General features: G+C 58.4%; 25 protein-coding genes. 15 read left to right on the top strand and 10 right to left on the bottom strand.

Features of this window, described 5'->3' with window-relative positions:
• Positions 1–285 precede the first annotated feature (285 nt).
• The 4 genes from HGP17_RS10870 to HGP17_RS10855 all read left to right on the top strand — a co-directional run bounded on the left by HGP17_RS10870 (position 286) and on the right by HGP17_RS10855 (position 2,132).
• Positions 286–567, top strand: a complete 282-nt coding sequence (locus HGP17_RS10870) for a helix-turn-helix domain-containing protein (RefSeq protein WP_246704018.1) — start codon at positions 286–288, stop codon at positions 565–567.
• A gap of 76 nt (positions 568–643) precedes the next feature.
• Positions 644–877: a hypothetical protein gene (locus HGP17_RS10865; RefSeq protein ID WP_168808734.1), complete on the top strand. Its 234-nt coding sequence runs from the start codon at positions 644–646 to the stop codon at positions 875–877.
• A gap of 482 nt (positions 878–1,359) precedes the next feature.
• Complete coding sequence (locus HGP17_RS10860; protein WP_168808732.1) at positions 1,360–1,662, top strand: type II toxin-antitoxin system Phd/YefM family antitoxin; 303 nt, start codon at positions 1,360–1,362, stop codon at positions 1,660–1,662.
• Positions 1,659–2,132: a type II toxin-antitoxin system VapC family toxin gene (locus HGP17_RS10855; RefSeq protein WP_168808730.1), complete on the top strand. Its 474-nt coding sequence runs from the start codon at positions 1,659–1,661 to the stop codon at positions 2,130–2,132. Before HGP17_RS10860 ends, HGP17_RS10855 begins: the two co-directional genes overlap by 4 nt.
• A gap of 274 nt (positions 2,133–2,406) precedes the next feature.
• On the opposite strand, the gene HGP17_RS10850 is transcribed toward HGP17_RS10855, so the two are convergent.
• From HGP17_RS10850 to traA, 8 genes are all read right to left on the bottom strand, one after another.
• A complete protein-coding gene (locus HGP17_RS10850) occupies positions 2,407–2,913 on the bottom strand; it encodes a GNAT family N-acetyltransferase (protein WP_168808728.1) in 507 nt (168 codons plus the stop codon).
• Positions 2,914–3,032: 119 nt separating this feature from the next.
• Positions 3,033–4,502 carry a hypothetical protein gene (locus HGP17_RS10845; RefSeq protein ID WP_348648912.1) on the bottom strand — a complete coding sequence of 490 codons (1,470 nt, stop codon included), beginning with the start codon at positions 4,500–4,502 and terminating at the stop codon, positions 3,033–3,035.
• A complete protein-coding gene (locus HGP17_RS10840) occupies positions 4,466–5,515 on the bottom strand; it encodes a class I SAM-dependent methyltransferase (RefSeq protein ID WP_168809126.1) in 1,050 nt (349 codons plus the stop codon). Before HGP17_RS10840 ends, HGP17_RS10845 begins: the two co-directional genes overlap by 37 nt.
• A 235-nt stretch (positions 5,516–5,750) precedes the next feature.
• Positions 5,751–6,488, bottom strand: coding sequence for a LuxR family transcriptional regulator (locus HGP17_RS10835; RefSeq protein WP_168808726.1), 738 nt, complete (start codon positions 6,486–6,488; stop codon positions 5,751–5,753).
• Positions 6,489–6,581: 93 nt separating this feature from the next.
• The gene (locus HGP17_RS10830) at positions 6,582–7,244 is read right to left on the bottom strand and encodes a TraH family protein (protein WP_168808724.1); all 663 of its coding nucleotides are present in this window, start codon (positions 7,242–7,244) and stop codon (positions 6,582–6,584) included.
• A gap of 11 nt (positions 7,245–7,255) precedes the next feature.
• A complete protein-coding gene (locus HGP17_RS10825; RefSeq protein ID WP_168808722.1) occupies positions 7,256–8,545 on the bottom strand; it encodes a conjugal transfer protein TraB in 1,290 nt (429 codons plus the stop codon).
• Positions 8,466–8,996, bottom strand: coding sequence for a conjugative transfer signal peptidase TraF (traF, locus tag HGP17_RS10820; protein WP_168808720.1), 531 nt, complete (start codon positions 8,994–8,996; stop codon positions 8,466–8,468). Before traF ends, HGP17_RS10825 begins: the two co-directional genes overlap by 80 nt.
• Positions 8,993–12,295 carry a Ti-type conjugative transfer relaxase TraA gene (traA, locus tag HGP17_RS10815; RefSeq protein WP_168808718.1) on the bottom strand — a complete coding sequence of 1,101 codons (3,303 nt, stop codon included), beginning with the start codon at positions 12,293–12,295 and terminating at the stop codon, positions 8,993–8,995. The genes traF and traA overlap by 4 nt, the downstream gene beginning before the upstream one ends.
• A 255-nt stretch (positions 12,296–12,550) precedes the next feature.
• Between traA and traC the strand changes: the two genes are divergently transcribed.
• The 9 genes from traC to HGP17_RS10775 all read left to right on the top strand — a co-directional run bounded on the left by traC (position 12,551) and on the right by HGP17_RS10775 (position 18,148).
• Positions 12,551–12,847 (top strand): conjugal transfer protein TraC, encoded by a 297-nt coding sequence (gene traC, locus HGP17_RS10810; protein ID WP_168808716.1) that lies wholly within the window; start codon positions 12,551–12,553, stop codon positions 12,845–12,847.
• 4 nt (positions 12,848–12,851) lie between these two features.
• Positions 12,852–13,067 (top strand): type IV conjugative transfer system coupling protein TraD, encoded by a 216-nt coding sequence (locus HGP17_RS10805; protein WP_168808714.1) that lies wholly within the window; start codon positions 12,852–12,854, stop codon positions 13,065–13,067.
• A complete protein-coding gene (gene traG, locus HGP17_RS10800; protein WP_168808712.1) occupies positions 13,054–14,997 on the top strand; it encodes a Ti-type conjugative transfer system protein TraG in 1,944 nt (647 codons plus the stop codon). Before HGP17_RS10805 ends, traG begins: the two co-directional genes overlap by 14 nt.
• Before the next feature lie 15 nt (positions 14,998–15,012).
• Complete coding sequence (locus HGP17_RS10795) at positions 15,013–15,210, top strand: hypothetical protein (RefSeq protein WP_168808710.1); 198 nt, start codon at positions 15,013–15,015, stop codon at positions 15,208–15,210.
• Positions 15,211–15,426: 216 nt separating this feature from the next.
• On the top strand, positions 15,427–15,687 hold the full coding sequence (locus HGP17_RS10790; RefSeq protein WP_168808708.1) for a WGR domain-containing protein: 261 nt from the start codon (positions 15,427–15,429) through the stop codon (positions 15,685–15,687).
• 571 nt (positions 15,688–16,258) lie between these two features.
• Positions 16,259–17,320 carry an aldo/keto reductase gene (locus HGP17_RS10785; protein WP_168808706.1) on the top strand — a complete coding sequence of 354 codons (1,062 nt, stop codon included), beginning with the start codon at positions 16,259–16,261 and terminating at the stop codon, positions 17,318–17,320.
• 65 nt (positions 17,321–17,385) lie between these two features.
• Positions 17,386–17,520 carry a hypothetical protein gene (locus HGP17_RS33915; RefSeq protein ID WP_281412754.1) on the top strand — a complete coding sequence of 45 codons (135 nt, stop codon included), beginning with the start codon at positions 17,386–17,388 and terminating at the stop codon, positions 17,518–17,520.
• Positions 17,514–17,951 carry a hypothetical protein gene (locus HGP17_RS10780; protein WP_348648924.1) on the top strand — a complete coding sequence of 146 codons (438 nt, stop codon included), beginning with the start codon at positions 17,514–17,516 and terminating at the stop codon, positions 17,949–17,951. Before HGP17_RS33915 ends, HGP17_RS10780 begins: the two co-directional genes overlap by 7 nt.
• Before the next feature lie 44 nt (positions 17,952–17,995).
• Complete coding sequence (locus HGP17_RS10775) at positions 17,996–18,148, top strand: hypothetical protein (RefSeq protein WP_168808704.1); 153 nt, start codon at positions 17,996–17,998, stop codon at positions 18,146–18,148.
• Between the two features lie 38 nt (positions 18,149–18,186).
• Here the strand turns inward: HGP17_RS10775 and HGP17_RS10770 are convergent, their stop codons facing one another.
• Both HGP17_RS10770 and ligD read right to left on the bottom strand, forming a co-directional pair.
• Positions 18,187–19,083: a LysR family transcriptional regulator gene (locus HGP17_RS10770; protein WP_168808702.1), complete on the bottom strand. Its 897-nt coding sequence runs from the start codon at positions 19,081–19,083 to the stop codon at positions 18,187–18,189.
• Positions 19,084–19,689: 606 nt separating this feature from the next.
• The gene (gene ligD, locus HGP17_RS10765; RefSeq protein WP_168808700.1) at positions 19,690–20,733 is read right to left on the bottom strand and encodes a non-homologous end-joining DNA ligase; all 1,044 of its coding nucleotides are present in this window, start codon (positions 20,731–20,733) and stop codon (positions 19,690–19,692) included.
• Positions 20,734–20,865: 132 nt separating this feature from the next.
• Between ligD and HGP17_RS10760 the strand changes: the two genes are divergently transcribed.
• Both HGP17_RS10760 and HGP17_RS10755 read left to right on the top strand, forming a co-directional pair.
• Entirely contained in the window at positions 20,866–21,114 is a 249-nt protein-coding gene (locus HGP17_RS10760; protein ID WP_168808698.1) for a DUF982 domain-containing protein, read from the top strand.
• A 628-nt stretch (positions 21,115–21,742) separates the two neighbouring features.
• Positions 21,743–21,964 carry a hypothetical protein gene (locus HGP17_RS10755; protein WP_168808696.1) on the top strand — a complete coding sequence of 74 codons (222 nt, stop codon included), beginning with the start codon at positions 21,743–21,745 and terminating at the stop codon, positions 21,962–21,964.
• The last annotated feature ends 42 nt before the right edge of the window (positions 21,965–22,006 follow it).

Here is a 22,006-nt window from a genome sequence, read left to right as displayed (position 1 = left end):
CAATTGGTGCCGAGCCGCACACCATTGTTGCCAAATGACAAAGGCGAGATCGTCATTCTGGATGTCCAAAGGCCCCGTAAGCCGGCCTGCAAGCTCAGGATGTGTGGGAAAAGACGCCGCCACGAAGGAATGGAGGTCTCCTTGTGTGACCGTAGACAAAGTTCTGCTATTGTCGGAATCAGCCATGATCCGAGCTCCTGACAGCTTGGTTGTGGTCAGGCTGCATTCGGTGTTCGAGCACCGAGTGCAGCTGCTAGTAGCACCTACGTAACATACGAGATTCGATTGATCAATTCGAAATCACATGAGTTCAACAAAATCACAGGTACGCAACTGCGCGCGGCGCGAGCAATGATTCATTGGAGTGCAAAGGACCTTGCGCAAGCGGCGGGAATTGGTGTCGCGACAGTCAGCCGCGCAGAGGTCGAAGACGGAGTGCCCTCGGTGACGAGCGCAAATCTAAAGGCCATGCAACTGGCCTTAGAAGCTGCCGGAATAGAGTTTATCCCCGAAAACGGTGGCGGGGTCGGTGTTCGTCTCAAGAAGAAGCCGGGCGTAGACCGTTAAAAACACAATCGCCCGGAACACGCGGCTCCAGCCGTTCAATTGCCGGAGTGGTTCTATTACCTGTTTAGGAAAGACAATGGTCCTGCCAAGGAGCGTTGAAGAAGAGTTAGATGAACGTCACGCCGTGGCCCGCGCGGCATATCTGAACCGGGACATAGCCGCATACGGCGCGCTGTTCTCACCGGATCTAGCTTATCATCAGGTCGATGGCACGGTGATCGGCCGCCGGCAGCTCCTAAGCGATGTCGCCCTGCAGTTCCGCCGACGCCATAAGCGACATGGCATTTCAGTCGCCAGGATCTGCAAATAGAGGCCGACGAGATCATCGAAACCCTCGTGCAGTTGGGCACCATCGAAGATGGACACTCAACCGACGCGCGGCCTATGCGTGGACTAAGGCGAGGGGAGCCTGGACAATCAGCCGCGTGCAAGTCTTCTCCGAGGAGCTCAGACACGCCGGATGGCGCTTTGGATTTGGGCGCAGATAGACGCGATATCCGATCTTCAACGTTAAATGGGTTTGCTGACGATAGTCTACCATGGAGATTTCATCCAGCTGCGGCAAAGCTCGCCGCCTTGCTGCAGCGAGCTAGCATCGCAGCTGTAGTTTTGATTTTTGGGCGGGCCCGTTGGATCCAGTGCGCGGCAAGACGAAAGCTGGCTATCTGGAGGCCGCAATGGATACGGGCCCGGTTTTTTCCTCGCTCACTTTCCCGCTTTTTCATGGACCGCGATGTGGAAGTACCGCAACGGACGTGCTATATATCTGACTATCTGACTAGGTATGAACCCATGGGCAAGCATGTGCAAGTAGCGAAAACAAAGACGTCTGGCAGCCGGACATCGGGCGGACGATGGAAACTTGAAGACGCGAAGGCGCGGTTCAGCGAGGTGGTGCGGCATGCGCGCGAAGACGGACCGCAGCGCGTGACTGTGCGCGGTCATGATGCGGTCGTCGTGATGAGCGTGGAAGAGTTTGAGCGGCTCGTTCCGGAAAAGCCGCGCGCACCGTTCGTCGAATTTATGGAGGGTTTGCATCTCGACGGGCTTGATCTGACACGAGAGGACGATCACGGTCGTGACGTCGAGCTTTGAGGGGCTGGCTGCTCGACACGAATGTGGTGGCCGCGCTGATCAATCCGCGGGGTGCCCCGTCGGTAAAAGCCTGGGCGGCTCGACAGAGCGAAGAGACGTTTCACATCAGCGTTCTGACGCTCGCTGAATATGACAAGGGAATTTACAACCTTCCTGACGACCACGCCGATCGGCCGCGCTACATCGCGTCACGCGATGCGCTGGCTGACCGCTTCGGCTCGCGTGTTCTGTCTCTGGACGACGATATCGTTCGTCGTTGGGGCCGGACTTCCGGCGAAGTAAAGCGCGCGGGCGGCCATCCGCCCCCTGTGATCGATACGATGCTCGGTGCAACTGCAATCGAGTACGATCTTTATCTGGTTACGCGCAACGTGAAGGACGCTAAGCCGTCGGGTGCGGTGGTGTTCGATCCATGGAACGACGATGCCGGCATGTTTCCTTTGAGCCCCGGCGCGAGCAGACGAAGATAGCGATATGATAAGAGGCCGATCCTTTGAGGGACAGCCCAACCAAAGATCGAGCGGCCCGCAAGTCGCGGTTCAGCATGAACTCACAGGCCCTATAGTTGTGTGATGTCCTGCGGAGAATACAAAAGAATCCGGTAGCATTGGAAAGAAAATGAGCATTTCGAGGACTTACAAATTAACGCTTTGCCGCTGTTATATTTAACATTTCGCCGTCACTCCAATTAACGTTTGGCCAGAGTGTCAGCAAGAGCCCGGAGCGGGGAGGCGCCATATCTCCTCATCCATCCAGTCGCCGCACCATAATGATATCGTCAATTTCCTTGACACCATCGAGCACTCCGCCAGGTATCCGGCCGACCTCGACAAATCCATGGTGCTGGTAGAAGCGCAGTGCGGCGGAATTCTCGGCGTTGACAGTAAGCTCCATTTGGAGAACCCCAAGCTGCGTCGCATGATCCATAGTCACTCTCAAAAGCTTTGAAGCGAGTCCCGTCCCACGTTCGCTCTTTCGCACATAGACGCTGATAAGCGTGGCGCGATGGGCCATTTTGCGCGGGCGAAAGCGCACGAGCCCCATGATACCGACTGGCTCGTCATTGCTGAACGCGACAATAACAGGATCATCCAACCTTCGGCGCCATTCTTCATTGGGAAGAAATTGCCAATCCTCAAATCGGCTCGCGAAGGAAGCCGGTTCGTAGCGAAGGGCCTCCAGCCGAATGCTTCGGAAAACATCGATTTCGTCAGAGGCGATTTGCCTGATTGTCACTCGCTGCACTGCCATGACCGACTCCAGAACAACGGACACCTCCAGCCGAAGAGAGTTGCGGAGACCAACGAGCTATTCGCCGCGATCCGAGGAATCTCTGTGCAGCCTTCCAATCCACGGCTCCATCAGCTGAACTATGCCCATTGCCACTCTGCGGAAGCAGGTTGAATTCGTCCGGCCCTGATATGCGCCGACAGTTCTGCCCAAATCGGATCATTAGTGAAACTGGCAAGATCGCCGGCGGTATCCTCCAGAGACCGGGCGCCATATCTGTTCGCTATCTCTAGCGCAGATCCGTTTTCCTCAATCTCCAAGAACGGTGAGCCGTTCGCTAGGCGCAGGACCCGGTGCCCCCACATTCCGGGCCGCTCGTCGGTACGAAGCGCGTCAAGAAGTTCCCGATCGCTTGACGGATCGAGGGCAGCAGCAACAAGGTACCGCATGAGGGGATAATAGACGGCCTGCCGGCATCCACCGAGAACACGAACGCCAGGCAGGATCGACGTCACGAGAAACGTCACAAGCAAATTCGGCACCAATTTGCGCTGGCGCAGCGATACCGCGATGCTTTCCGGATCAAACCGCACGTCGCGAACTGAAGGCGACCCGCCTGAAAGGACGCCCTCCTGCAAACGCAGGGGAAATAGCCTACCATCCTCCAGGCCCCAGAAAAAATCGGTCGTTCGGCGTACCCATCCTGCCCACGGTCCGCTATTCAGCCGATCCAGCGCCAGCAGCATGCTTTGCGCGAACACGCCGTCGCCGGCAAAACGGGACGACAGCCAGGATGCGGGGTCTTCGAAATGTTCCGCCACAAGATCGGCAACATCGATATCGTCGAATTGCAGCAGCCGAAGAGATGGCGGAAACGATCTTCGCCACAAAGACTGATTGGCCGCTTTGATCGCATCGGCGGCCGACGGAAAGTCCGTGTCCGGCAAAATGGCCTTGAGCCAGACAGCAGCGGGATTGGCCAACCCACTGCCACCTGGACCCGCCAGCCTAAAGCGATAAGGCCCGTTGAAGCCACAAATGCTGTATGGATCCATCCGGCATCGAGACAGGCCGAAAACGTTCAGCACCTCGCCCCCAAGAGAAAGCCACCCTGGACCTTTTTTCGACTTTTCGATGAACTTGACGGTCGAAGAACTGTAGCAGATGTGCCATCGGCGATCATGTGCGGTCAGGCCGAGCGCGCTAAACAGGTGTGTGTAGAAAGCATCGGGCTCGATCAGCAAGTGGCAGTGAGGGCCGGTTTGCATGACCGGTGAGGCCGCAATTTGCCGGCTTGCATGTTCTGCATCATCCTGATCGGCACCTGACCTCAAGGCGATGCGCTTGAGAAAGACTTGAAACCGAACCATCGCGTCGTCGCGGACGGCGCATCGACCGCGGGCGCTCGCCTTATAGACGGTAAATGCGTAGTCCGCGAGCGGACGTGCCCAGGACGAGGCGAGGTCGGGCATAAGACAAGACAAGGTCCGCCTTACCTGCTCCGCCGCAACTTGATCGTAAGCGCCACCCGGCTCATTACTCATCGTCGCCACTTCCGCATGAGGGGTACTGCTCACACTTCCCCGCCGATTGGCTGCGGCGACCGCCAAGCCCAGCCTGCTTGCATGGGATTTTTCTCATGGTTCACGAGGATGTGCGGCAGTTGTTCGTAGCAAAATTCCGACGGGATCGCCGGCCTCACCATCGACGTGACAAGATCATGTAACGAATTCAGGGAATTGGATGAAACGATCGTGTAGAAATTTCCGCTATTCCAAGTCACGACGGAATACCGGAAGTACGATTGGAGAGCCGATCGTGATGTCTCCAGATCAACCTGGAAGTCGATCATCGTATCCAGAACATCACGTCTCTTCTCCAAAATCTGTCTTCCGGAAAAGAACCGCGATTTGAACATCTCGTCCTTCTGGCGCTCTCGTTCAAAATAGGCGTCGCCGTTTCGATCTCTAAGCTTTTGCACCTGAACCAACACGCCATTGGGACGGAGCCGAGGGGCTATGAACCCGATTTGCTTGTCTCGGTCCCGGCCATACATCTGGAACGTCGTATCTTCGAGCAGGACGTCATATCCGTCACGGAAAGGCTGCAGCGTTTCCTCCCTCTCATACCGTTCATCGTCCAGTTCGAAGAATGGACCATGATAGAAGTACGCGTCCTCACTGCCCCTTCTGGCGAAAAAGCAGATCCGGTTGCCGTCTGTCGGGCTGCAGTTGAGGGTTTTCACGCGCCCATCGCCGAGCTTCGCCAGGGCTCTTGCAAGTGTGCCGGCACCGGCTCCCAGAGTGTAGACCGTCGCAGGACGGCCGAGGCGGGCCCATGTTTTCTCCGCGAAGGTGAGGATCGCGGCACCCAAACGGCACTCCTCCTCCAGTCGATAGGGGATGCTCGCAAAATAGTGACTGTCGAAATGCCCCCACAAGCGCCGGTGCGTATCACAGAATGTCATACAATCGAGATCGAAGGATAGAAGATCCATTTCAGGCTCCGGCCTACCTAGATCGGGCGCGCCTCCCACTCCGCTTGCGGTTTGTTCAAAGAATGTTGCGAACGAATTGAGACGGGGAGCCTTCCGCCAGGCATCCATTGTCTTGCTGTCCACCATGATGCGATCCTCGTTTGAACCCGAATGATGGGTGCCGACCTGATCCAAGTTCGAAACAGGCGCCACCGGTCCGCCGATCGCCCACTGTCGAGCATCCATGTGAGCTACCGGCGATTGTGTAGAATTGATTGCTCACAAGCGTGGAGGCAATCTACCGGTATTGGGAGATTGACCCTCAATTCTGGTCTGCTCAAACGATGATCGAAGCGTCGGGGGGAGGCCGTCTCGCGCAGGCTCAGGGCTGGATTATTTCAAGGAAGCTTGCCTTTGCGATGGCCTGATAGAGCGTCCTGGCATCGAGTTTCCGTTTGGCCAGCTTTAGGTAGAGACGCACGGCATTCTCCGAAATCTGCAGTCTGGCGGCGATGCGCTTCGAAACGAGGCCCCGCGCCAGAAGCTGCAGGCATTCCTGTTCCCGCCGCGACAGTTTTCGGTAGCCGCCACTTTTGCGAAGGCCTGACACGGACAACGCCGTCTCGTGTAAATAATGGGAAAGAACCTGAAGGTCGTGCTTGCTCGACATACGTAATTTTCGCCACTCTCGCGTCGGCAAGCCCGACGTTACCGAGAAGAGGCTACGTTCGCCACTCGATCCTCTAATCGGCATCGTTAGGCCGTGCCGGCCGATGCCAAACGAATCGGCCTCCTTAAAAAAGCGGCGTGTCTCCGGAGATCTTCGATCAAGATTCGACCAATCGACGGGCAAGAAGCCTGATTGGCCGAGGTCAATGACAGGGTCGATCTCGAAATAGTTCTTTCGAAGATAAAGTGAGACCCATTCGTCTGGATAGGTCGTGCAATAGAAGGGATAGACGTCTGGTCGCTCCGCGAGACGGACCACCAAAAAGACCAGATGAGCAAATTGGTAGTGGTCACGAATGTGAGCTATGGCATCATTTAAATCCGCTCCGCTTCCCACACGTCGCAACATCGCCAACGACCATGACAATGGCTGCAGTTGTCGATTTTCCATATCTTTCCTTCGAGAGATCTATCTGTTTTACGGCTTTGCGCACGACCGACAAACCGGCGCACGCCATTGCGCGCGCCAATCACGTTAGGACGATCACGGTTTTCTTTGTGACGTGCCGGAAACTCCGCTGGATCCCCCAATTTCGGAGAGATCGATGCGTGTCCCCGCTCTATTGGGATCGCTTGCATCATTGGATTTCGCAGCCTCCACGCTCTCTTGCTGGTTTGGCTGCGCACGAGCAGCCGTGGCCGCCTCGATGTCAGGTTCATCTTGCTTCGGCTCCGCGACTTTTATCTCGCCAGGATCCTCCGCGCGAAACACGGCCACTCCTTCGAAAAATCCCGTCTGCCAGGCAATGACCGCATCATCCATAATTTGTGGCATGACTTCGTTCGCAGTGGGATTGCCATACCATTTCATTACGATGCGCAAGACTTTGGCAAACAGGGCCGTTCCCATCCGGATATTCTGGCAGGCCTCGACCATATCCGGCTTCAACTGACCTGCCTCGATGATGCCGAGACCTGCGGGATACTGGGTGATACCTACGCGAACGGTATTGCGACCGAGATTGTCGCGTATCAGCGCCAGAGCCTCCGCCTGCGTTGTCGGCTTCGGCACGAGTACCACGCGGTTGCCGGAGCGCACGGTAATGGCCAACGGATCATTCGACCCGGCCTTCGCGATGAACTCTTCGACGATAGCAGCCTTCAGAGAAGGATCGGCGCACTGACGGATAAGGACGGCATCGAGCATTTTGGATACTCCTATGTGTTGAATGACATGACGACGGGCAGGCCGAAGAGCCTTGCCCAGGCTGAGACACTTGCTTTCTGGATGGCGACGATCGAGGTATTTTGCGTCCACCATCCATTGCCGACGGCAACGATCACTTCAGGCGAATGCAGCAACGATTGCAGGACCGGCCAGACGATGAGCTGCTCGTAGCAGATCGACGGCGCGATCCTTATCCCGTTAACCTCAGCCACCGGATTGCCGAAGAACTTGGCCCGCGCCCCGCCGCCCTTCCCGGTCCATCGCAACCAGGGCTGCCACATCGAACCTGGGACCGGCATGCGCTCGCGATAAAGAACCTCTGTCGCGTCGGCCGAAAGTGCAACCATGACATTGTCATAGCCCCTTGAGTCGATGACTGCGGCGCCTGCGATGACGGTGAGGTTTGAGCCACGGAGGCCTTCCCGCCAGACCCGCGCCACGGTCGGTGTCCAGAAGCCGAGCGCACTTTCGGGCAATACCGCCACACGAACATCTTCGCGCGCTTCGGCCGCCTTGCGCACCGTATCAATCAGATCACGTTGATAGGCCAGCGAGCCATCGCGCCCAAGGTTTCCCCCTTGCTTCAGATCGACGGCCATCCAGCCGGGTGCTAGTTTCGGAGACGTCCAGTTCGTGGCGGACCAGACATAAAGTCCTACGAGGATTGCGGCCGCGATTTGCCGTTTTCGACCTGTCATGACGACCAACAGGATCACGGTCGCGCTCAGTCCACCCCATCCCCAGCCGGGAAACAAAACTCCGGCAGCTGTCAGGGGATGCGCCCACCCAGTAATACCGAAGGGTGGCAGCGCCATAAGCACGATCACGATAAGGTAGCGTAGCGCCCTCGTCGCATCCTTTCTCCCGCAAGCTTGTTCGCCATAAGGTTTCGTCCAAAACACTGCATGGACGATGACGAAGGATGCGGAAGCCATCAGCCAAAGCAGCAGCCCGGGCCAGATATCAGTGGCATAGAAGTTTGCCACACCTTGGGGCAACCCGCGGGAGGCCGCCAGGAAGTAGCCAGCCGCAACAAGTGCCGCAATCGGGCGTGATGGGGCGATTGCCCAGAACAAAGGAAAGAACACGGCGACCGGAAGGAGAAGCACCTCCCCGCTCCAGGCGATCCAGCCACAGAGGATCGATGCGGCGATCAGAAGTATTGATCTCCAGCGACCAGTCAGGTGACCGTCACCGCGATCACGGGGCGAAGGTGAAGATCGGCCGCGCCAGGCCGAGAAGACCGGAATCCGGAACTGAGCCAAAATATCGACTATCATAGGAACTCGCAAAAGGTGAATGGAGAAACAGATGATGTGGCGGTACGACCCCGCCGGGATCAGGCAGGAGCACCCTGCCCTCGCCGTCCCTTCTCGACACCGACGATGCGGGAACCGTACGACCATCGATGAGCACGTGATCGGTGATGTTGACATGCTGTCCAGGAAGTGCGGCGACAGTCTTGATCAGCGGTGCGAACCCACCTGGGCACAGCCCTCGACGCATGTATCCGCGCCGCCGCGCCTCTTCGAAAACGGCTGTGGTGGGCGGGCATAAAAACACAAGATCGCCGATAGCGACCGGACGCTGAAGCTTCTCGATACGCCAGAGGCCGAGCGGCTCGCTTGGAGTCAGGTTCAGCCGGTAGCCGCACGTGAACCCAGTCACCGCCAGTGCGGACATGAAGACGACAGCGCCGGTCAAAAACAGGAGAACCGATCGCCGCGTCATTGTTTTTGCACCGGCGCCTGGCGCTGGGTAAGACGCTGTTCTTCGGCTTGACTAAGCGATTGGACGGTACGCTCATGGGCGGAGAGCTGCTGCGCTGCCCGCATCACCGGCCAGGCTTGTTTGAGCTCCACCTTCTGTTCCGGCTTCATGCCCTTGGAAAGCTCTTCGTACAATTTTCCGGAGGGCTCACGGGCAGCCTTGCTCAACAACGTCCGCTCGCCGAAGCGTTCGGTCACCGCCTTGTTGAAGCCTTCGATTTCGAGCTTCGTCTCGCGATTGCCAAGCGCATAAACCATCGCCGCCGGCAGGTCGTTTCGGTCAATTGCGTCACGCACCCGATCCAGCACAAGCCGCGCTGCCGACGAGAGCGCCGGAATATCGATAGAAACCCGCTGACGTGAGGCCCGCTCGTCCGTTTGCAGCCTTTGAGAGACCGTTTCGCGCATGCGCAGATATTGCTCAAGATCCCGCTTCAGGGCTGGGACATTCAACTCAGCGAGACGGCGCGCCTCGCGCTCCGACTTGTTGGCGAGTATGCCTGTGTTGCCCTTTAGCGGGCCGATCGATGTCGGTTCCCCCTCGAGTTTCTGCAGGATTTGTTTCGCAATGTCCCTGTCTGCCAAAATCGCATCGAAGTTCATCGCGCGGAAGGCGGTCTCCGGATTGGTGAAGACGTTAGCAAAACGTGCCGAGATCTCCTCCCATTGCCGTTTCAGGACGGGATCGCTGACAAGCTTGTCACCGACCGTATCAGCAACAGAGCCTGAGAATGTCTTGATGCCTGCGACCATCGGCGCGGCCTCCTTCATCGTTTGAGTGTCGGGGATTTGGGTGAAGCCGAGGCGCGCGGCAAAGACAGAAAGGCGCTGGCCTAGCTCAGTAAGCTTGGCCTTTTGGCGCAACGTCCAGTGGAGCCGGTCGCGTACAAGCGTACGAGCGACCTGAACAATAGACAGGCCACGCGCCTCGGCAAACCGCAACGCCTCGCGATAGAGCTGGCCGCGTTCGTAATCGAGCGTCGTCTCCTTGGCATTCTTTCGGGAAAGAATCGTCGCCAGACCTCCGTTGAAGGAGAAGGATCTCGTCCCGTAATAGAGCTGCAGGTCCTCACGATGGCGCGTCATCGCCACGTAGCTCAGATGCCGATCCATCGACAGGGAAGCGAGCAGTTTGACCCTATCGACGGTGGCCCCCTGGGACTTGTGAATCGTCGTGGCATAGCCGTGATCAAGGTTGTTGTAGAGCCGCTGCTCGACGATCACCAGGTGGCGCTGATCGCCGTCGCCCACCGTTGCGACGATGCGGTTTGCTGCTGCCTCTACGACATGTCCGATCATGCCATTCTTGACGCCGAGCGATCCCTCATTCTTCAGGAAGACGATCTGGTCGCCGGCGTCGAACTGCCTGGCACCGTCGGCCGTCTTGAAGAGGTGGCCTTCGCCGACGATCCCGCGTTCAACGAGTCTGTCTCGAGCCATGACATTGAGCATGTGCACGTCGCGGCGAAGATGAGCGAGGATCAAGGTCGTCTTCGTCTGATCGTAATCCCGGTCCCAGTCCGCAATCAGATGTTCGACAGCCTGAGCTTTCAGCTTCGAGCCGAGTACCCTGCCCTCGCTCTGATAGGCAACGAGCGCCTTCTCGACATTGCCGCGTGCGAGATCGAGCGACGCCTTGCGCATCCAATCCTCGCGCTGGCGATAGATGGTTTCGAGTTTGGCGTAACCGATGCGATCGACGATGGCGCGGAAAGCAGCGCCCGCCTCGATGGGCTGAAGCTGTTCGGGATCGCCGACAAGCACGATCTTCGCACCTGCTCTCACCACCGCATCGAGGAAACCAGCCATCTGTTTCGAAGCAAGCATGCCGGCCTCGTCCATGACGAAGATCGTCTTATCGTCCAGACCATCACGACCGCGGTTCCAACGCAGCTCCCATGACGCCAGCGTCCGGCTCTGGATGCCGGCTTCCCTCTCCAGGCCCTCGGCCGCCTTGCCCGAAAGTGCACCGCCGACGACACGATATCCCGCCAATTGCCAGGCTTCACGGGCCGCCTTCATCATCGTAGTCTTACCGGCGCCGGCGCGCCCGACGACCGCGGCGATACGGGCCGGTCCGGCAATACGCTCGATCGCCGCTTTCTGCTCGTCGGAGAGCTGCTCGTGCCGCCTGAACGTGGCACCGAGAGCGGATTGGGAAACACCCCTTCCCTCTCGATTCGATAGCCACATGGCCTGCCGGGCCATCATCGCTTCCAGCCGGATCATCGCCCGCGTCGAATAACGCGGCGGTACCTTTTCTCCTGTCTCAAAATCAATCGTATCGCGCTGCAGCCGCAGCACCTCCGGGTCCAGGATGATTTTCAGCATCAGCTGCTGAAAAATGCCGGCATCGTCGACATAGCGATGCAGGACCTTGGCGATATCGTGTTCGTTGAAGACGCTCTTTTCCCGCGTGATCAGGTCGAGCACGATGGCGGGATTGCGCAGGATCCGGCGGGTGTTTTCCGAGCGCCGCTGCTCGTTCAACTCGATCCGTTCCAATTGCGGGCGGACACCTTGTTGCTCCGCCTTGCGCTCGATCGCCTTTGCCCCGACGCCAAGATGGATGGTGGGTTGGAGATCGATACCCTGCTTCTCATAGGACCGTCCATCAATGCGCAAATCGACACCGCCGAGCGCCAGATGATGGTTCAGCCGCTCGAACCAGCCATCGCGCAATACGTTGAAGTCATCTGGCGACCCGGCCCAGAGTTCGTAAAGGATCTTGCCGGATTTCGTTCGCACCGGCTGACCGTCGTCGCCAATCACCGCAACTTTTTTCGACCCGAACCCGTCGTTGGAGAGCGGCCGCAATGTCGTCATCAGGTGGATATGCGGATTGCCGGGGTTGTCGTGGTAAACCCAGTCGGCGACCATGCCCTTCGCCAGGATATGCCTTTCGACAAAGTCCCGAACCAGAGCGATGTTCTGCTCCGCTGGCAGCTCAAACGGCAGTGCAATGGTGAGGTCGCGGGCAAGCTGCGCGTCGGCACGTTTCTCGAACGCTTCGACCTTGTTCCAGAAGGCCTCGACAGCACCGGAAACAGATCGATCGGCAATTAGGCTGTGCACCCAATTTGGGGCATCGGCAGGGAATGAAAACTCCTCGTGCAAAAGACCTTGCTTGCGCGTGTAGTCGATGGTGCGGGCCTCGCGCTCGTATTCCATTTTCGCGCAGTGCCGATAGGCCGCAGACAGCACGACGCTGCGGCCGCACCCGCGGCTGACAATGCTGGCTGAGAAATGGGCAATGGCCACGGCGCGAATGACTCCCGTTTAGAACCAAGTTCGTCGGAAGAGGCAAACCCGCTGTGGCCCCGCCAGGGCGGTCGGCAAGCACGTCGCATCGCGACGTATAATTGCGCCCTTGGAGCCGCTCCTTCGGAACGGCGGGATCATTCACAAAAGCATCGCCCCTGGCGATCTGCAGATCTGCAGATGTCTTTTTCAGCGCATCCGGAACAACCTGGGCGTCGCAAGTGCAACGCCCAGACGCCCAAAGGAGCAACCGGAATGAAGAAGCCGTCGTCGCGGATCAGAGACGAAATCGCAAGATTGCAGGATCAGCTGAAGCAGGCCGAGACCCGTGAAGCGGAACGCCTCGGCCGGATCGCGCTGAAGGCCGGCATTGGCGAGATCGAGATCGACGAAATCGAGCTTCACGCAGCGTTCGAGGAGATCGCCATGCGGTTTCGCGGAGGCAAAGGTGCTGCGACCGGAAGGAAGGACGCTCCAGACAGCCGAGCCGCAAGCCGGACGTCCGCGACACAGTCGCCTGGCGCAGATGCGAGCGGGACTGGTGAGGCTTGAGCGGATGGCCAAGGCGATGACATCACATGCGCGCAAAAAGGACACGCGCGAGAAAATCGAACTCGGCGGCCTGATCGTCAAGGCAGGGCTGCGCTACGAGAAGCGTTCTCTGCTGCTCGGGTTGCTGATCGACGCCAGCAGGCGGATCAAGGGCGACGAGACGGAGAAAACCCGATTGGTCGCAATCGGAGCGGAGGCCTTCGGCAATGACGGCGAATAGGCTGCTTCTGGCGATCTTACCCACGGCAATCATGATCGCAGCCATGATCCTGACGTCAGGCATGGAGCAGCGCTTGGCAGCGCTCGGAACATCGGCGCAGGTGAAGCTGATGCTGGGCCGCGTCGGCATCGCCCTGCCCTATATCGTTGCCGCCGCGATCGGTGTTGTATTGCTCTACGCCGCCAATGGTTCGAAGAATATCAAGGTTGCCGGTTCGAGCGTGATGGTCGGAGGTGCTTTGGTCGCCGCGACAGCCATTTTACGCGAAACCATCCGCCTTGCTGGCATCGCGAGCAATGTGCCAGCGCGACAGTCGGTTCTCGTCTATGCCGATCCGGCAACGATGACCGGCGCAGGCATTGCCGTCCTCGGAAGCGTCTTCGCTTTGCGGGTTTTGATCAAGGGGAATGCTGCCTTCGCGATGGCACCACCGAAGCGGATTGGTGGTCGGCGCGCGATCCATGGCGAGGCCGACTGGATGAAGATGCAGGAGGCTGCAAAGCTTTTTCCCGAGCAGGGCGGCATCGTCATCGGCGAGCGATACCGCGTCGATCGCGATAGTGTTGCCACCATGCAGTTTCGCGCTGACGAACCGCAAAGCTGGGGTGCCGGAGGCAGGTCATCGCTGCTTTGCTTCGACGGTTCTTTCGGCTCTTCGCATGGCATCGTCTTCGCCGGCTCCGGTGGCCTCAAGACGACCGCCGTGACGATCCCGACGGCGCTCAAATGGGGCGGCGGGCTGGTTGTGCTGGATCCGTCGAGAGAGGTGGCGCCGATGGTGAGCGAGCACCGACGCCAGGCTGGCCGGACAGTAATTGTGCTCGATCCGACAGCGCCTGATGTCGGCTTCAATGCGCTCGACTGGATCGGCCGTCACGGCAATAGCAAGGAAGAGGATATTGTGGCGGTCGCCACATGGATCATGACCGACAATGCGCGCACCGCCTCCGCCCGCGACGACTTCTTCAGGGCCTCGGCGATGCAGCTCCTGACGGCTTTGATCGCTGACGTCTGCCTGTCTGGTCATACAGGCGAAAAGGAACAGACGTTGCGCCGGGTCCGCGCCAATCTGTCCGAGCCCGAACCCAAACTTAGGGCGCGCCTGACGAAGATCTATGAGGAATCAAGGTCCGAGTTCGTAAAGGAAAACGTCGCCGTCTTCGTCAACATGACGTCGGAGACGTTTTCCGGTGTCTATGCCAACGCGGTCAAGGAAACCCACTGGCTCTCCTATCCTAACTATTCCAGTCTGGTCTCCGGCGACAGTTTTTCGACCGACGATCTTGCTAACGGCGAGACCGACATCTTCATAGCGCTCGACCTGAAGGTATTGGAAGCGCATCCAGGTTTCGCGCGCGTCGTCATCGGTTCGCTATTGAACGCGATCTATAACCGCAACGGCGCCGTTAGGGATCGGACCCTTTTCCTGCTCGACGAAGTGGCACGGCTCGGCTATCTGCGCATCCTCGAAACTGCCCGGGACGCCGGCCGCAAATACGGCATCACGCTGACGATGATCTTCCAGTCGCTCGGCCAGATGCGCGAGGCCTATGGCGGCCGTGACGCGACGAGCAAATGGTTCGAATCCGCATCGTGGATTTCTTTTTCGGTGATCAATGATCCGGATACAGCCGACTACATCTCGAAGAGATGTGGCGATACGACGGTCGAGGTCGATCACACCAATCGCTCGTCCGGAATCAGGGGATCGTCGAGGTCGCGATCGAAGCAGCTCAACCGCCGGCCGTTGATCCTCCCGCATGAAGTTCTGCGGATGCGCGCCGACGAACAGATCGTCTTCACCGCGGGCAACGCACCGCTTCGATGCGGGCGCGCCATCTGGTTCCGCCGTAACGACATGAAGGGCTGTGTCGGTGCAAACCGATTTCACAAAAGCTCTGCCGGCACGCACGAAGCGGTCCTGCGATAGATCGAGGACGCAGCGATGAGATATTGGGAAGCATCCGAAGCGCAGGTAACGGCGGCCGAGGCGATCGAGGAATGTCGCAAGCACGCGATCACGGCTGTGGTACGCGAAGCCGACGGCGCGTTGATCGACAAGGATAGTGGAGAAGTCATTGGTCTGCCCGACGACTGCGGAGAGTTCTACGGCGGTGATATCCTCGGCTTCCTCGGATACTGATCGGCGTCTGTTTGCACCGATGGCCCCTGGCGTGTGCAGGAAGATTGTGACCCACATGAGCGAAGACTGAGGTCATCGACCGCCGCCGAATAGAGCTGAACGCCGCAGGCGGATTGTCCAAGGTGGTGCCGAAACTTCACAGAAATGAATCGGTCGAGCGCAATCGATTCATATCTCTCGTTGGACGAGAATTGACTGTCCAGCGATTATGCTACCATGCTCATTCAACCCTATCAGCTCTACGTCGAACGAACAGACAAAGCCCGGAACATGGCTCGCTTCTACGCCATGACGATCGACCTTGATCTGTTCGGCGAGGTCTGTCTGACACGCCGGTGGGGCCGGATCGGAGCGTACGGCCAGATGAAAGTTCAGCATTTCGCCGGAGAACAAGATGCGGTCGCAGCCTTCCTTGGTCTTCTCCGACAGAAGCGAAGCCGCGGATATCGGCTCCCAGCTTCAGCGGCCCGCTACTGACGATCGGTGGTCCGTAGCGAGCCCCCGCATCGATCTCCTAAGAGCACACCGAACGCCGATCTTCCTCTTACACAATTTGCCGAACCAGCAGCAGATTGGTCGGTGGCCGACCCGCTGCATGGGCCGTTACGCTCGGGCGCCCTTCCAGTTTTCCAAATTTAGAAAACAGTTGATTATTTTTTGCCATTTTATTTAGCAAGGCAGGGCCTAATTCAGGTGTTGTGACGTCACTACCCAGGAAGCAAACATGCCATGGCTGAAAATCGGCAAGAGATCGTCGCCAAGGCCTTTCTGGATACACTTGCACGAAACGATGTCGAAGTTCAGCACCGAGAACGTGACTGGGTGGCTCATGTCTGGAAACGAATTTTCCTTGCACGCTAATGAGAAGATCTCAAGCGGTACAGGATTCACGGGCCCGCTGCACATCAACGAGCTTTCGGCGCGCTCGACAGAAGCAACGCGGCCTGATTTCTGCGGGGCGCTCAGAGAGCCCTGCACCTCACAATTCGCAACCGACGCGGACGGACACTTAGCGCCGAACGTAGCAACGCGTCTCATGGAGAGTAAAATGAAGTACAAACCTCTCGGCAATACCGGTCTGCTCGTTTCTCAGCTTTGCTTGGGGACCATGACCTTCAGCGACGGCAAAGGCATCTACGAACATATCGGCGATGTCGGCCAGAGCGGCGCCGATGAACTGGTCAAAGCCAGCATCGACGCTGGGATCAATTTCTTCGATACCGCCGATGTCTATTCTGCCGGTGCCAGCGAGCGCACGCTCGGCCAATCCTTCAAAAATCTCGGCGTCTCAAGAAACGAGATCGTGCTGGCCACGAAGGTCTATAGCCGGATGGGGCGAGGGCGAAACGATGTCGGCGCGTCGCGTGGACACATTATGGATGCCGTTGAAGCTAGCCTCAAGCGACTCCAGACCGATCACATCGATCTCTACCAGGTCCATGCTACCGATATCCTGACGCCGGTCGAGGAAACGCTGAGGGCGCTGGATGATCTGGTACGACAAGGCAAGGTTCGCTATGTCGGCGTGTCCAACTGGCAAGCCTGGCGCATTGCAACAGCGCTCGGCGTCTCCGCCCGGCTCAACTTGGAGCGCTTCACGACGCTCCAGGCCTATTACTCGGTCGCCGGACGCGACCTGGAGCGCGAATTGCGGCCGCTTCTCGAGGCTGAAAAGATGGGCCTTCTCGTCTGGAGCCCACTTGCCGGCGGCCTTCTGTCGGGCAAGTTCAGCCGGGAAAACCAGTCGCCTGAGGGTTCACGCCGCTCCTCTTTCGATTTCCCTGTTGTCGACAAGGAGCGTGCTTGGAACGTGATCGACGTGCTAAAGCCAATTGCAGAAGCCCACGGCTGCAGCCCAGCCCGCATCGCGCTCGCATGGCTCCTGTCCAAGCCGGTCGTCACATCCATCATCGTCGGTGCGAAGCGGCTGAGCCAGCTGGAGGACAATATCGCCGCAGTGGATATTGCCCTTACTGAGGACGAAATCGCCAGGCTCGACGCCGTTAGCGAGCTGCCGCCGGAATATCCGGGCTGGATGCTCGCCACGCAGGGCGCCGACCGCATGGGCGACGTCGATCTTTGGGCCAGCAAAACATCTCACACGTCTTAATCGACAGGCGGGAGGACGCAAATAACGACAACCAAGCCAACAGCATAAGGATTATGACAGCCCGATTGAAAAAGAAGGGCGCCGTCGTCGCCGGCGCCTCAAAGGGCCAGGGCGCATCGGTTGCGAAAGGTTTTAAAGCCGACCACGCCTTGGTAGTGGTCAATACGCCGCCAGCAAGAAAGCTGCCGACCATCTGCTGACGGATATCGACGCAAACGGCGGCAAGGCTATTGCCGTTGAGGCAGACAGGAGCGATCCGGCACAGGTGGAAGGGTTCTTTCCCGAAGCGAACCGCGATTGCGGCTCCATCGATGTGCTTGTCAACAACTGCGCCGTTTACGACTTCTGGAAAATCAAAAAGTTCTGTCGAGCAAAACCGGCGCAAGATGGTGCTGAACGTCTTCGGCTAGCCCGCGCCCCGCAACGTCCGCGTCAATGCGATCGCGCCGGGTTATTCTACACCGATGGGTCCAGGCCGTCGGCTTCGTCAAGTCCGATTTCGGCTAGGCGGTGGCGGAGAAGACAACGCTCCGGCGCCTGGGCACGGCCGACGGGAGCCCGTCGGCATTCGTTCTCGCCTCCGACGAATCGAGCTGGACGACCGGCGGATCTTCCTGAATTCGAAACTTAAAGCCCGAGGTCGAGCGACGCTTCGAATATGGCAGTACGGCCGCCGTGACAGGCGATTTGAGCCACCGCATCGTCGTGTCGCGCAAGACCTTCGCGAGCGACATCGCGGCGATCTGCTCTGTCGGCGAAGGGAAGGTCAGCGCCTACTCGCGCATCGAGGGCTCCTGCAGGCTCTGGTCAGGGTTCCAGCCTGATTGACGAAGTCGATTCGAGTGCGCCTCCGTTGTGGCCGGCCTTCAGCCGGATGAGGTGCTGCTGGAAAGATCGAGATTGATGCGCATAACCTGATCTGCCAGAAAACCCCCGACAGCTCTCACGCGGGCCGAGGCCACAAGATCGGCATGGGTGACCAGCCAGACCTTGTTGCTGAACATCTGATCGGATGGAATGACGGGAACAAGATCGTTTCCGACGGCCAGAAAATCGGGGATGACGGCTAGGCCGAGACCGGCCCGCACGGCAACAATCTGGGAAGGCAGACTGCTGGTGACCAGGGCAATCCTGCATCCGGGATGCTCCCGTTTCAACCAGGTCGCCGCCGGCATAAAGGCGTGGCTTTCGTCCCAAGTGATGAAATGCCGGCCTCCCAGCGGTTCTCCCTCGATATAAGGGTGGCGGTCGAGATAGTCCCGGCTGCCATAAACCGAATAGGTCATATGGCCGACACCCCTGACCGTCAGATTGCCCCGCGTCGGTCGAACGACACGCAGCGCTATATCCGCCTCGCGCCGACTAAGTTCGGCGGCAGCTGTGCCGGTGATGATTTCGAGACAGATGCCGGGATAGCGCTCGCGGAACGCCGGGAGCGCCGGGATGATGAGATCGGTCGCTAGATTTTCCGATGTCGCAAGCCGCACGACGCCACTTGGATTCTTGTCGAGGCCGGCCGCGCCGCGCTCCAGCGCCAGGATGCTTTCCTCGACGCGCTCGGCTTGGCGAAGCACCTCCCTCCCCTCATCCGTCAGAAAATAGCCGGTCTGGTGGCGTTGGAAGAGCGCTACGCCGAGATTTTTCTCAAGCTCCAAGATGCGTCGGCTAACCGTGGATTGACTGACCTTGAGTTCCGACGCGGTTTGGGTCAGGCTCGCCGTGCGCGAGACGGTGAGAAAATAACGTAGGTCGTTCCAATCCATGCGCAGCCTTTCATGTCGTCGCGGTTGTCCAGGATCACATGTCGTCGACAAGTCGTAACGCACAAATAGCGCGGAAATTGCCGTTTCGACCAGCCCGCAGACAGCTGCAATTCGTGGGCGGATGGCGATGAATCGCCAAGCCGCTACGACTGCCCGATGATGCCTCTCGAGGTGGCGCGCCCACCTCTGTTTCGGTGATCTGGCAAATCCGAAAGGCTCCGATAGCGAATGACGACAATCTCGTGTCAGCGTTCCGGTTCGAACGGCACCTGCGTCAGAAGCTAGCGTCCGGCATAAACATGCTCATAGGCGATATCCAGGCAGGTTGCGATCTGCCTCGAGACGCCGGCGTGACCCGCACGGGACCAGTCGCGAAGGGCACGAGGCCAAGGAGGCGAATAGCGTCGTACGCCGCAGTCGCAGGAATACGAGATGACGAACTCACGCGATATCGGCGGCTTGGTTTTTTCGATCGTGCGAACGTCGGCGCCGTTCACGATCAGCGCGGCTGCGCGGCTCAACTAACTTGGCTGGAAGGTTAGTCCTCACAAGCCTGATAAAATGACACGGGTTGAATCGCGCACCGTGTTAAGCAACCGCAACGGATCAAACGATCACGAATGAGTTTGCGTTATCCTGTTGCTCACGAAGGCCTTTATAGGACGCATGTCTGAGATTGCCGTCATGCGTCCAGGCTCTGTAGTCGATCTCGACAATAAGCGTCGGCTGAACCCATGTGACGCCCAGATCCCTTGCTGCGATAGCTGGCTTTGTTGTTTTCGGCTTATTGAGATCACGCCGAAGGCGCGCCGCTTCCCGCTCGCTGAAACCGGTGCCGACGCTGCCTACATAGATCAGGTCATCGCCTTTATAGGCGGCCAGGAGCAGCCGGCCGAGTCCGCCGCGCGCGGCTGACGACGGCTCGTAGCCGATGATCATGAAGCTGTCGCTCTTTATGCACTTGACCTTGACCCAATCACCGCTGCGCCCGGAATGATAGGCCGCATCCGCCTTCTTGGCGATGAGACCCTCGAGCCCGTGCTCGCGAGCCGCCTGAAACAGATCGTCACCATCGCCGTCGATGGTGTCAGACAGACGGATCGCGCCCTCACCCTGTGGTTCCACGATCGTTTCCAGCAGCCGCCGGCGATCGACGAAGTCCATCTGCCGCAGGTCATGCCCATCGAAGTAGAGGAGATCAAAGGCAAAGAACATGGCCTCAGGAGCATCGCGCGTGCCGCCTCGGCCGCCAAGAGCCTGCTGCAGCGCGCCGAAGTCAGATCGGCCCTCCTCGTCGAGGACAACGGCCTCGCCATCAAGGATCATGGTGCCGCCAAGCGCCTTTGCGGCCGCTGCGATAGAAGGGAAGCGATGTGTCCAGTCATGCCCGCCGCGCGTGATCAAGCGCACACGGTGCGGCTCGATGTGGATCGCGAGCCGATATCCGTCCCACTTGATCTCGTATGTCCAGTTGTCGCCTTTGGGAACCTTGGGCGCCAACAGCGCAAGACAGGGTTCAATGCGCTCAGGCATGCGATCGAATGGCAATCGCGCCTGGTTTGGATCGCGCGCTTTTCTCGGCCGGCTGCGGAGCGGTGCGTCGGGATCAGCGAGCAGGGGCTTGGATGACTTACGCGGAACCTTTGTCATCGCCGCAGTTCAACAGAGAAGTCAAAGAGCCGAGCCCGCCTTTTCCCCTGAGAACTTAACGACATTTTGCACCAGATATTTCCGGAACCTTCAAGGATCGCGTGTGTTTTTTTGGTCCTGGAGGATAGTACAATGACTTGGGCTTGGTGGACTAAACCTGTAACCGTGGAGGCGACGCGACCTGGAAGGCGCGTGATGATCATAAGTCTTGCGCGGGCAGAAGAATATATGTCTTACGAGTGGCCCAAGGCAAAAAACGGCGCTGCCTTCGAGGCCGCCGAACTTGCTTTACAGGATGCGCGTTCAGGAAAACTCAATCCCGAACAGGCGAGGGATGCATTCGTGGCAGCTCTCGAAGAAGCAGGTATTCAGATGTTTTAATTCGGCGATCCCGGAGCTTAAGGGAACCGCTCGGCAAAATATCGCTTGAGACTGGCCCTATTCAAGGAAAGAGCATAACGAGAACGAACGAGGCTTGTTGGGTCCAGGTTTTCAGAAATTCCCAGTTGCAATATCCGCATAAGCCGGCGAAACGGAGACGTGTGCCATGAGCGTCGAGCTAGTCACCGTGGATCAACCAGAGCCTGATCCCGTCGGTGCCGCGCTTGCTTTGCATCACGGCGATGCTCGCGCAGCGATAGCTGCCGCGCGTGCGACGCTGCAATTTGTGCATGGGCATTTAACTGTGACTGGATCAGCAATGAGCCAAGGTTTCACCCGAACTTTTAAACCTGGATACGCCGGACCAGACCAAAGATTGTTCATACGAAGCTAGCGCAGTTCAAGGGCGAGACAATCCCGGTGATTTGTGAAAGCTGCGAGTTGCTGAAGTTCCTTGATGAATACTCTCTGTTGGCCGAGGCGCAAAGCGCCATAAGCGGAAAAAATAAGGCAATTGAGCATAACCGCATTCCCTCCAAATCGGCAATGAACGATTGGCTTCGCATGGCCGCTTGACTTAGCGCCGCCATCTGGCACCGTAAAAGCTGTTTGTCGTATCGGAGGATCCATGACCCCGGAACGCTTTTCCGAATGCCTTCTCCATATCCGCTGGACGCCGATCAATCTGGCGAGCGCTCTGCAATGCGACCTGTCTTGGGTGGAAGCGCTCGAGGCAGGGAATATCAACGTTCCGCCTGGATTGGCGGAGTGGCTGGAAACTCTCGCCCGATGCCATGAGGTAGCCGGTGTTCCAACCATGTATCGGGGTCGCGGGCACAATTTAAGCTGACAGAGACAAAACCGGGCGAAGCTGGGTTGTAAAACCACGGTT

This window comes from Rhizobium sp. P38BS-XIX (assembly GCF_012641435.1).
In the GTDB taxonomy this organism is placed as follows: Bacteria; Pseudomonadota; Alphaproteobacteria; order Rhizobiales; family Rhizobiaceae; genus Rhizobium.
This window is presented reverse-complemented; position numbering and strand designations above follow the sequence as displayed.